Raw genomic sequence first — 12,127 nt, 5'->3', positions numbered from 1 at the left:
AACATTTAAATTTGGCATAATGATGAGCCAAATCAGTGAAGACAGAAGTTTTGAGATGTACTCATTAAAATTCTAAAACACTAAAGGGGAGATCACATATGAAAGCAGTAGTAGTTAATAAAAATAGTAAAGCAAACATTGAAGTTATTGAAAAGGAATTACGTCCGTTACACTCAGGTGAAGCGTTAGTAGATGTAGAGTATTGTGGAGTTTGTCATACTGATTTACACGTTGCAAATCATGATTTTGGAAACACAGATGGCCGTATCCTTGGTCATGAGGGTGTAGGTATTGTTACGAAACTTGCTGATGATGTTACTTCACTAAAGATAGGTGATCGTGTAAGTATTGCATGGATGTTCCAATCTTGTGGACGTTGTGAATATTGTGTAACTGGTAGAGAAACATTTTGCCGTGAAGTTAAGAATGCTGGTTATTCAGTAGATGGTGGTATGGCGGAACAATGTATTGTTACAGCTGATTATGCGGTGAAAGTACCAGAAGGATTAGATCCTGCTCAAGCATCATCAATTACATGTGCGGGCGTAACTACATATAAAGCAATAAAAGTATCAGATATTAAACCTGGTCAACCTATCGTCATCTATGGTTGTGGTGGATTAGGTAACCTAGCTATCCAATATGCTAAAAACGTATTTGGTGCAAAGGTAATTGCAGTAGATATTAATGACGATAAATTAGCCTTAGCAAAAGAGGTTGGCGCTGATATGACTATCAATCCAATTTCTCAAGGTCCTGCTGATAAAATTGTTCAAGATGAGTTTGGTGGTGCTTATGCTGCTGTAGTAACAGCCGTTTCTAAAGTAGCATTTAATTCAGCAGTTGATGCAGTACGTGCTTGTGGTAAAGTCGTTGCAGTAGGTTTACCAGTAGAAACTATGGATTTAAACATTCCGCGACTTGTACTAGATGGAATTGAAGTAGTTGGTTCTCTAGTTGGTACTCGTAAGGACTTAGAGGAGGCGTTCATGTTCGGTGCAGAAGGAAAAGTAGTGCCGGTTGTTCAAACTTGTTCTCTAGATAAAGTACAAAATGTATTCGAAGAAATGGAACAAGGTAGAATTCAAGGACGTATGGTAATCGATTTTAAACAGCATAATTGTGATTGTAAATAATTCACATTAAATATAAAAAGTATGAGTCTAGCTAAAGACATGTAAAAAAATTAGACGCCAGAAAAGAGCTGATCCCTGCATCCAACAGGGACCAGCTCTTTTTATATCAATACCGATTCATGAGAGATGATCAAAAGTTCACTTTATCTGCAAACGAAAAAGAATCTTTACTTTTAACAAATTTCTTATGATCTGGAACGGTTTGAATTGCTACAACTTGCGAATCTCTTGCTTTCAGTGCATCTTGAATCCCGATTGTCATAAGCTTAATAAAGAGAATCGTAATAAAGAATGAAGCGAGAGAATAAAAAATAATCCACCACGAAAGATTCATTTCATAACGATTTAATCCAATAAGGCCAGCCCAATCATTAGATAGAGAAACAGGTTTGAGCGCTCCATCATAGAGTTCCCGCATTTGGATCCCGCCAATTATAATATCAAGCAACGCTAAATGGATAACGAGTATGAGCGCTTGGACAATATGTTCCATGAATAACACAAATAAGCGATCAAGTAACAAGACTCGTAAGTGTTTTTTGATGATATGAAAACGGCTAGCCCCTAGCAATTGGGAACTTAAAATGTAATCTTGTTTCATAAATTCATCAACCTCTGAGGATATATATAAAGAAAGTGTAGGCAGAGCGACGAAAATAAGTACGAGTACTTGATAAAACGCAAATGAAATATTTGGATCTAATCTATCAGCATTTGATACGATTACAATATTAACGGGCGTGATGAGTATAAATGCGATAAATAAAGTAGGAATGTAATAAAAAACTTCTGAGCATGACTGGAAAAATCTCTTGAATTTTGGAGCATATAAACTTAAGAGGATTCCTATACATGTTCCGAATAAAATTCGAAAGAAGCTAATTGCCACGGCTAATAAAATGGTAAATTTTGCTCCTTCTATAATTTGTAAGAAAACAGACTCTCCAAAACGATCCGATCCAAAAGGCGGTATTAATGATGGTGGAAAGGGAGCCTTTCCAAGCAATTCGTTATTTTCATTGTAAAGTAACTGGGGAGTTTTTGGGATGGTATCTTTAAAGAACCAACTATAAATAAAACTAGCTGAAACAAGTATGAATAAATAAGTAAAGCCGATTAAAAAGCGTTTTGATTTCCAAATAGATTTCATAAAGCTGCTCCTTTCAATTGCTTTTGCCACCTATTCATCATGAAAGAGATTATTTGAAAAATGGCGTAAAACGGTAAAATAATCATGATAAGTATGATAAATGCAGCTGGAGGTGAAATAAACGCCTTTTTAAATAAAAATTGAATAATGCCTTGCATATTAAAAACGAATTCTAAAACGAATAAGTTAGACAGTAAGAAAACAAAAATCGTTTTTAAATGGTGGAAGAAGTGGATAGATATATTTTTGAATAAATGAATACAAAGTATATAACTTGATGAAAGGCCTTTGCCATATGCAACCTCTACGTAATGTTTTCCATGTTCTTCTTTTATGTATAACACCATCATTCGAAACATTTGTAATGTAGGTAAAACAGATAAAGATAAAATAGGGAGTAAATAAGCTCGATTTTCATTATAGGAAATAATGGTGAAAGGAGCTTCTCCGAATTTCTGAAGTACCCATATGAAAAATATTTGCAAACAAATCATCATCATCATATCAGGGACAGCTTCTAATATGAACACAGTTCGGTTTATCCATTTTTTTATATAATCTTTTGCTAAAAAATAAAAAAATGCCATGCTAGATGAGATAAAGAGCGCAAGCAAAAAGGCTAAAAATAATATAGTAAATGAATATAGATAAGGTTCTAAAACAGTTGGAAATAATGGTGTTGTTTTTAAATGACCATACTTTGGGTCTGAACCTATAACCAACAATGATTCAGGGGAGAAAACCTGTTTTAACATAGTAACGATCTGGTCAAAAAAATAAATTGGTTGAAAGGTAAATCCTTGTTGAGTGATAAATAAATAAGGTAAATTTAATAATAGTAACAGTGATAAAAGAATGGATGAAAGCTTAATTGTGAATTGAGATATTTTATGTAACATTAAATCCCTCCGACATCTTTTTACAACATTATACAATAAAGTCTAATATATTGTTTTATTTTTCTGAAAAATATAAATACTATTAGATTTTATATTATGGAACATATATTTACAAGTTAATAAAGTGATAGTAGGATCCACGCTCTAAGACTATTAAGATAAAAAGACGAGTGAACTTAATACAATAAAAGCGAGCAAAGTGCAAAAAAATTTCCATTGCAGAGGTAGTTGCTGTACAACTACTTTTTCATGCAAATGAATAGAACGTATGGAAGGAATATATATGCGTTGTTAATGAAAGAAAAAGAGTGTGTTGCGTAACGAATATAAAGCAAATTTATTGCGGGGAAAATCTAAATTTAGTATGTAAGTGAAATGGAATGAGGGGATTTATTTTTTTGGATGAAAAAAATTTTCTTTTTAAAACTTGATTAAAGAAAAAATATTTTATATACTAATTCATGTAAACGGTTTACTAGATCGTATTTTGCTAGAAACGAAGGGAAGATTCGCATGGAAACAAGGGGGAGAGTTATCGGGATTGATATCGGTACCACAAGTACAAAAACGGTTGTGTTCACAGAAAAAGGAAAAGTCGTTGCATCACATGCAGTTGATTATCCAATTATTCAACCGAAAGTCGGGTGGGCTGAGCAAGATCCTGATGTAATATGTGCTGCTGTATATAAAACTGTAAGCGTTGCCATCGGAAAAGGTAACGTGTTACCAGAAGATATTTCTTCAATCGGTATTAGTACAGCGATGCACGCATTAATTGCAGTAGATGAAAATGGTGCGCCATTAACGCGTTCTATCATTTGGGCAGATAATCGAAGTACGAAGCAATCAGAAAAATTATTACAACATATGAATGGGCATGACATTTATAGACGAACGGGTACACCAATTCATCCGATGTCGCCGCTTTGTAAATTATTGTGGATGAAAGAGGAAGAGCCAGAATTATACGCGAGTGCTTATAAGTTTATTTCCATTAAAGAGTATGTTTTGTATCAATTATTCTCACGTTACGTAGTGGATTATTCGATAGCATCTGCTACTGGGTTATTTAATTTAGAAACATTAAACTGGGATGAAGATGTTTTAACGATGTTACATATGTCACCAGAACAATTATCAACACCTGTGCCAACTACATATATTTTATCGGGGATGAAACCTGAATTAGCACAAAGAATGGGCATTCGTGAAGATACTCCAGTTGTTATTGGTGCAAGTGATGGTGTTCTTGCGAATGTAGGCGTTGGGGCAATATCGGCTGGATCGGCTGCAATTACGATTGGAACAAGTGGTGCGGTTCGAACAATTTCATCAAGTGTTAATACAGATGAAAAAGGAAGAACATTTTGTTATGCATTAACAGACGAGCACTGGGTGATCGGCGGACCAACGAATAACGGCGGAATATTATTGAGATGGTTACGTGATGAATTTGGTAGCCCAGAACAAGAAGTTGCAAGGAAGCTTGGCATTGATCCATATGATTTATTAATTAAGTATGCGGAAAGTGTACCAGCTGGAGCAGGTGGATTGCTATTTTTACCGTTTCTTTCTGGAGAACGTGCACCTTACTGGAATGCAAATGCGCGTGGTACATTCTTTGGAATTAATCTTCAGCATAAACGAGAACATTTTATACGAGCAGTCATGGAAGGTGTTTGTATGAGCGTATATTCTGTTGCACTCGCAATTAGGGATTGTACAGGGCCACTTACTGAAATACGCGTTTCAGGAGGGTTTGCGAAATCTGCATTTTGGAGACAAATGCTATCCGATATGATGGGAAAAGAATTGCTTGTTCCTGAAAGTCATGAAGCATCTGCGCTTGGGGCAGCGGCAGTTGCTTTATATGCTGTAGGAAAAATTGATTCTCTTGAAGAGGTAAAGGATTGGATTGATATTGTACATCACCATGTACCGAATAAAGAAAATACGGCTATATATTTAGAAATGTTTTATATGTATGAACGACTTTACAATCGCTTGAAAGAAGAATTTGATTGTATAGCTGCTTTCCAACGTAAACAATAGGGGGATTGGGAGAAATGGTAGTTGGGATCGTACTAGCGGCAGTTGTCATACTACTTTTACTTATTACGGTAGTAAAATGGCATCCATTTGTCGCGTTAATTTTAACAGCAATTGGTGTAGGGCTAGCAATGGGAATGCCATTGATTGGAACTTCACCAAAAGATCCAGGGATTATCGATTCTATTAAACTAGGGCTTGGTAATACGTTAGGGTTTTTAGCGATAGTTTTAGCATTAGGAACGATGCTTGGAAAAATGATGGCCGAATCTGGTGGTGCTGAACGAATTGCTAACACATTAATTGGGCGTTTTGGGAAAAAACGTGTTCACTGGGCAATGATGTTTGTTGCATTTTTAGTAGGGATTCCAGTATTTTTCCAAGTTGGATTTGTACTATTAATTCCATTAGTATTTACAATTGCGTTAGAAACCGGGGTATCACTTATTACAATCGGTATTCCACTAGTAGCAGGACTATCTGTTGTACACGGACTCGTGCCACCGCATCCAGCAGCGATGGCAGCGGTAGGTATTTTTAAAGCAGATGTAGGGAAAACAATTTTATATGCATTAATTGTCGGACTTCCAACTGCAATCATTTCAGGTCCGCTTTACGGGAAATGGATTGGTGCTCGTATACATAAAGAAGTGCCATTAGATATAGCAGAGCAATTTATTGAAAGAGATAAGAAGAAGGAACTTCCTAGTTTCGGAAATACATTGTTTACTATTTTACTTCCAGTATTTCTAATGCTAGGTGCATCGATTGCGGAAGTTGCGCTAAGTAAATCAAGTCAACTTGCACAAGTATTACACTTTATTGGAGATCCAATCGTCGCATTATTAATTGCAACGATATATTCTTTCTTTAGTCTTGGTTATGCAAAAGGTTTCTCAAAAGATAAAGTATTACAATTTACAAATGATTGTTTAGGGCCTATTGCGAACATACTGTTAGTTATCGGTGCAGGCGGCGCGTTTAATAAAGTATTATTAGATTCTGGAATTGGAACGACAATCGCAGAAATGGCGAAAGAATCTCATATTTCACCGATATTATTAGGTTGGGGAATTGCGGCACTTATCCGAATTGCGACGGGATCTGCTACAGTTTCTATGATGACAGCAGCTGGAATTGTAGCACCGATTGCAGCAAGTACACCAGGTGTAAACGTTGAACTATTAGCACTTGCAACAGGTGCAGGATCATTAATTTTATCACATGTAAATGATTCTGGATTTTGGATGATTAAAGAGTATTTCGGAATGACTGTGAAGGAAACATTATTAACATGGACTGCAATGGAGACAATATTATCTGTTGTAGCACTTGGACTAATTTCGTTATTAAATATATTTGTATAGAATGGGAGATTGATTAATATGAAACTAGGTTTAATTGGATTAGGAAAAATGGGATTCCCATTAGCAGAACATCTATATGAAGACAAGCATGAAGTAGTTGTATACGATGTAAATAAAGAGCTTGTTGAAAAGGCTGGGGCTTTAGGGATTACTGCTCGTCATACATTAAAAGAAATGATTGCTGAACTAGAAGCTCCGCGTACAATTTGGGTAATGGTACCTGCGGGAGAAGTTGTTGAATCAGTATTAAAAGATGTGTATCCATTATTAGAGGAAGGCGATATCGTTATTGAAGGTGGAAATTCATTCTATAAAGATACGTTACGCCGTGCGGAAGAAGCGAAAAGCTTTGGTTTACATTACGTAGATATCGGAACATCAGGCGGTGTAGAAGGAGCTAGAGACGGTGCTTGCTTAATGGTTGGTGGAGAAAAAGAAATTTACGATCAATTAGAACCTTTATTTAAAGATTTAGCAGTAGAGAATGGTTATTCTTATGCGGGTCGCGTCGGAAGTGGTCATTTCTTAAAAATGGTTCATAACGGTATTGAATACGGTATGATGCAAGCAATCGCTGAAGGATTTGAAGTATTAGATAAAAGTGATTTTGATTTCAATTATGAAGATGTTGCAAAAGTATGGGCAAACGGATCAGTTATCCGTGGTTGGTTAATGGACTTAACTGAAAAGGCATTTGCAGAGGATCCTAAACTAGATGGTATTAAAGGGATAATGAACTCTTCAGGAGAAGGGAAATGGACTGTGGAAACCGCACTTGAACTTCAAGCGGCAGCACCAGTAATCGCAATGTCATTATTTATGCGTTACCGTTCTCAAGAAGATGATACATTCCACGGAAAAGTAGTTTCAGCTCTTCGTAATCAGTTCGGTGGACATGAAGTTGTGAAAAAATAGGAAATGATTTTGAAAAGAAACTTGTGTATAAGCGCAAGTTTCTTTTTTTATAGTGTAAGAAATTTCTAATTTATAAATACCAATCAATCATTGTTTATTTGTACTGATTGTATCAAATATAAAGGGAAGTATGAAAGATGTCCCAACATAAAAATAAGAATAAATAAAATGAAGTTTTCATAAATAGTAAAAGGATGGTTATGTCATCAGTGAAGCTATGAAATAGTGTTACATATGAAAAGAGCGTGTTAATAAAATATGAGGTGGTTAAATGGGAAATGAGCAAGTAAAGAATGCAGGAGAAGAAAAAAAGTTATGTCTTTGTATGATTGTTAAAAACGAGTCTAGAATTATGGAAAGATGTTTAAATGCTACAAAATCAATTGTAGATTTTGTTTCTATTTGTGATACGGGATCAACTGATAATACACCTGAAATTATTGAAAATTGGTGTAAAGAAAATGAAGTCCCTGGAACAGTTCATCATGAACCATTTAAAAACTTTGGTTATAACAGAAGTTTAGCTGTTTCATTGGCACAAAAAACATATCCAGAAGCAGATTATTTATTAATATTAGATGCGGATATGATATTAGAAGTTGATCCTGATTTTGATAAGACTAGTTTAACAGAAGACCATTATCTTACATTGCAATATGATATTCATATTAAGTATTGGCTTACACGCCTTCTAAAAGCTTCTTTACCATGGAAATCTGTCGGTGTTACTCATGAGTATTGGGATATAGATCGTTCAAAAGTTGATGCGAATTATGTTACGAGAGTAGATAGGCTAGAGACACTTGTCGTTAACGATCCTGGAGATGGTGGGAGTAAAGCTGATAAATTTGAGAGAGATGAGAGGTTGTTGTTACAAGGCTTGAGTGATCCAGAAACAACGCCAGATTTGCATATAAGATATTTATTTTATTTAGCCCAAACTTATTTTCATTTAAGTCAACTTGAAGATTCGATTAAATGGTATAAAAAACGAGTGGAAGCAGGGGGATGGGTTGAAGAGGTGTTCTATTCGTTATTGCGAATAGGATTTTGTTATGAACAATTAGCAAACCGTTCAGCAAATAAACAATATGAAGTAACAGAAGCTGATGAAATAGCAAATGCAAAGAATCAAGAAGAACAATATACAGCATTAGCTATTCTTTATTTTCAAAAAGCGTGGGAATATAGACCAACTCGGGCTGAACCATTATACCAGCTTGCAAGAATGTATCGATTAAAATCTCAAAATAATATTGCTTTGATGTATGCGTTGCAAGGGAAGGAAATTCCTTTTCCGAAAAATGACCTTCTATTTGTAGATTATCATGTGTATGATTACTTATTTGACTATGAGATTTCTATAAGTGCTTTTTATATACCGCATAAAAAACATTTAGGTGCAGTATCACAAAAATATTTGGAATCGAAAAAAGAAGAGTTACCGTTGCATATAGCAAATATGGTAGAAAGTAATGCGAAATTTTATTAAATACAATTTCGGTTAAAGGAGTAGTGGAATAATCATGGAATTAATACGATGGGCGCTTGAATTAGGTGAATCTGTGCATGGAAATACGTATGAAGAATTGATGCCACTACTAGATTACTATTATGATCGTGATCATTTAAAAGCGTATTGTGTCGCAAACCTTCTTTTAGACATGGACGCCTCAGATGAGCATCGGCAAAGAATTGAATTAAGAAGGTGCATTGCTGCTTATTATGCTGGATTATATAAAGTAGCAAAAAAACATGCAAATGAGCTTTTACTGAAATATCCGGATGTGGATTTATATAAAAATAATTTAAGGTTAATGGAAGCCTATTTGAATAAAGAATATGATTATTGTCTTTTTATATGCCCAAAGACGTATGGAAGTTTTATAGATGTTGCACGAGCTTTGAAATGGCGATTGGAGCAGGAAGGAAATACAGCAATTATATCAGAAACAATACTAGAAAATGTGAAAAATACAATTGTTTTTGGAGCGCATACATATGCACATAACCCGAATCTACTTCCGAAAAATGCAATTATTTATAATTTAGAACAGCTATATGAAGGAAGTCCTTATGCGCATCCCCTTTATTTAATGTTATTAAAAGATAAGGAAATTTGGGATTATAGTAAACAAAATATAGCATGGTTAAAACAAAAAGGGGTAGGAAAAGAAATAAAACATGTAGGAATGAACTATGCTCCAACTTTGGAAATAAAAAAAGATGCATTTGAAGATGAGATTACTGAAGATATTGATATACTGTTTATAGGTGCTCTTAATCCGAGGCGGCAAGCTATTTTTGATCAATTGAAGGCAGCTGCTCCAAATTTAAATATAGTTTTTAAAAATAATGCGTGGGGAATTGCTAGAAATGAGCTGATTGCTAGGTCTAAAATTATATTAAATATTCATTTTTACTTGTCAGGTATTCTTGAAACACCTCGGATATCTTATGCAGTGGCAAATAGAAAGTTTATTATTTCGGAAAATAGTAATCCAGATGACGAGATGGAGTGGCCAGGAATTTTGTTTACTTCGTACGAAAAAATAATAGAAAATATTTTGAAATATATAGCCTTACCAGAAGAACGTAATAAATTAGCAGAAAAAGCGTATACCCATTTTGAAGCGAATGGAAGCAGAGGTATACTGAGTCATAAGGGTGGAGAATAGTAATTGTGAAGAACTCATACTTTCGTATGAGTTCTTTTTTTGCCTATCATACTATTTTATCAAGCTAGTTCCCTCTTTATATTGTATTTTGTATAGAAATTTCTGATAATATATAAGTGTAACTTGAAAACAAAGGGGAGAAATAATTATGAAACTAGTCGTTATTAACGGTACACCAAGAAAATTCGGTAGAACGCGTGTGGTGGCAAAATATATTGCTGATCAATTTGAAGGGGAGTTATACGATTTAGCAGCAGAGGAACTGCCTTTATATAATGGGGAAGAATCACAACGTGAATTAGAAGCGGTAAAAAAATTAAAGGCGTTAGTGAAAACTGCAGACGGTGTGGTACTATGTACACCTGAATATCATAATGCAATGAGTGGTGCGTTGAAAAATTCGTTAGATTACTTAAGTAGTAGTGAATTTGTTCATAAACCAGTCGCATTACTTGCAGTTGCAGGAGGCGGTAAAGGTGGAATTAACGCATTAAACAGTATGCGCACTGTTGCTAGAGGGGTATATGCAAATGCCATCCCAAAACAAGTTGTGCTTGATGGACTTCATGTACAAGACGGTGAACTGGGAGAAGATGCAAAACCATTAATTCATGATTTAGTTAAAGAATTAAAAGCATATATGGGCGTATATAAAGAGGTGAAAAAACAACTAGGAGTTGAGTGATATGCCATCTCTGTATAAAGATTCACGCTTGTATTTTATTCTAGGGGCCAATAGTTTATCAGCTATTGGTTCCGGAATTGTTATGATAACGATTCCGTGGTTGTTAATTAAAGAGAGTGGTGGAGATACAACGTTTGGTTATGTTTCCAGCATCGCAACTCTGATTATGTTTTTATTAACACCGTTTATTGGGCAAAGTATTGATCGTTTTTCAAGAAAATCTTTATTATTATGTAATGAAGGTATTGGAATAGTCGTTATAGGAATGATGGCTATATGGGGATTTACTGGGCAACCTTATCATTCAATTCACTATATTCTTATATATATAGCAGGGTCATTTTACTATTTATTATTTTATCCTACAATATTTGCGTTCAACCAAGAGATATTTCAAGCAGAACATTATAAAAATTTAAGTGGAACAATGGAAATACAAGGACAGTTAACGCAAGTTATATCAGGAGCGGCTGCAAGCTTTCTTATTGAAATCATTTCTTTAAAATGGATTTTGTTAGTAGATATGTTAACTTTTGCAGGAGCATTCATCCTTTTCTTATGTATACCGTACGTAAAGAAAAAGGAAGTAAAAAAGAAAGTAACATTTAAGAAGCAATTGTTCGAAGGAATTCACTTCATGCAAAAGCGTCCGAAGTTCTTTTGGTTTTTACTTGCGACTTATATGCCTTTTATCGGTGTTATGATGGCAAATTATTTAATCCCGGTATACATTTCAGATATATTAAAAGCCAGTGCCTCAGTATACGCAATAGAAGGTATGATGTACGGTGTCGGAGCGGTTCTTGCGGGAATAAGTATTCCAATTATGATGAAATATATCAAAATAGAAATTTCAATCGTCATGACGATGTTCCTATATGTAATTTCAATTACCGCAATGATTATTGAACCTTCCGTAATGTTGTTATATGGACTTGCAATTTTTCATGCAATTGGAAATGCGGGTACAAGAGTCGCAAGAAATGTATTGATGATGGAGGAAATTCCAAACGAAGTAATGGGACGTGTAGACAGCTTATTTCGATTAATTGGTACAGGAATACGAATTGTATTATTAATGCTGTTTACAGCTGGTGTATCTAAAACTGGGGTAATGCTCCCGTTTTACGTACTTAGCTGTATATTGATTCTATCATTAGGAATTGCTCTTTATTATGTATATTCACAACGTAAAGTAGGGACGAACGTTTCTAATAAATCAATCGTTTAAAAAACCTTCTGCCTTCC

Annotated in this window: 10 protein-coding genes; 8 read left to right on the top strand and 2 right to left on the bottom strand. The window is 34.8% G+C overall.

Annotated features, from left to right (window positions below; translation table 11 throughout):
- Positions 1 to 98: 98 nt before the first annotated feature.
- Entirely contained in the window at positions 99 to 1,136 is a 1,038-nt protein-coding gene (adhP, locus tag AABL52_RS15990; RefSeq protein ID WP_063262781.1) for an alcohol dehydrogenase AdhP, read from the top strand.
- A gap of 130 nt (positions 1,137 to 1,266) precedes the next feature.
- Here the strand turns inward: adhP and AABL52_RS15985 are convergent, their stop codons facing one another.
- A complete protein-coding gene (locus AABL52_RS15985; protein WP_141524397.1) occupies positions 1,267 to 2,286 on the bottom strand; it encodes an ABC transporter permease subunit in 1,020 nt (339 codons plus the stop codon).
- The gene (locus AABL52_RS15980) at positions 2,283 to 3,185 is read right to left on the bottom strand and encodes an ABC transporter permease subunit (protein WP_341517917.1); all 903 of its coding nucleotides are present in this window, start codon (positions 3,183 to 3,185) and stop codon (positions 2,283 to 2,285) included. Before AABL52_RS15980 ends, AABL52_RS15985 begins: the two co-directional genes overlap by 4 nt.
- A 513-nt stretch (positions 3,186 to 3,698) precedes the next feature.
- Here AABL52_RS15980 and gntK point away from each other — a divergent pair.
- The 7 genes from gntK (at position 3,699) to AABL52_RS15945 (ending at position 12,110) form a co-directional block, all read left to right on the top strand.
- Positions 3,699 to 5,237, top strand: coding sequence for a gluconokinase (gene gntK / locus AABL52_RS15975; protein ID WP_341517916.1), 1,539 nt, complete (start codon positions 3,699 to 3,701; stop codon positions 5,235 to 5,237).
- 14 nt (positions 5,238 to 5,251) lie between these two features.
- On the top strand, positions 5,252 to 6,601 hold the full coding sequence (locus tag AABL52_RS15970) for a gluconate:H+ symporter (protein ID WP_000260199.1): 1,350 nt from the start codon (positions 5,252 to 5,254) through the stop codon (positions 6,599 to 6,601).
- An 18-nt stretch (positions 6,602 to 6,619) separates the two neighbouring features.
- Positions 6,620 to 7,516, top strand: a complete 897-nt coding sequence (gene gnd / locus AABL52_RS15965) for a phosphogluconate dehydrogenase (NAD(+)-dependent, decarboxylating) (RefSeq protein WP_341517915.1) — start codon at positions 6,620 to 6,622, stop codon at positions 7,514 to 7,516.
- A gap of 271 nt (positions 7,517 to 7,787) precedes the next feature.
- A complete protein-coding gene (locus AABL52_RS15960; RefSeq protein ID WP_098259046.1) occupies positions 7,788 to 9,008 on the top strand; it encodes a tetratricopeptide repeat-containing glycosyltransferase in 1,221 nt (406 codons plus the stop codon).
- A 34-nt stretch (positions 9,009 to 9,042) separates the two neighbouring features.
- On the top strand, positions 9,043 to 10,194 hold the full coding sequence (locus tag AABL52_RS15955) for a glycosyltransferase family 1 protein (RefSeq protein WP_341517914.1): 1,152 nt from the start codon (positions 9,043 to 9,045) through the stop codon (positions 10,192 to 10,194).
- A gap of 148 nt (positions 10,195 to 10,342) precedes the next feature.
- Positions 10,343 to 10,879 (top strand): NADPH-dependent FMN reductase, encoded by a 537-nt coding sequence (locus tag AABL52_RS15950; protein WP_000780350.1) that lies wholly within the window; start codon positions 10,343 to 10,345, stop codon positions 10,877 to 10,879.
- A gap of 1 nt (position 10,880) precedes the next feature.
- Complete coding sequence (locus AABL52_RS15945) at positions 10,881 to 12,110, top strand: MFS transporter (protein WP_341517913.1); 1,230 nt, start codon at positions 10,881 to 10,883, stop codon at positions 12,108 to 12,110.
- Positions 12,111 to 12,127 lie beyond the last annotated feature (17 nt).

This window comes from Bacillus paramobilis, from assembly GCF_038096195.1.
In the GTDB taxonomy this organism is placed as follows: domain Bacteria; phylum Bacillota; class Bacilli; order Bacillales; family Bacillaceae_G; genus Bacillus_A; species Bacillus_A mobilis.
The sequence above is the reverse complement of the archived record's forward strand: the minus strand, read 5'-3'. Positions and strand labels throughout refer to the sequence as shown.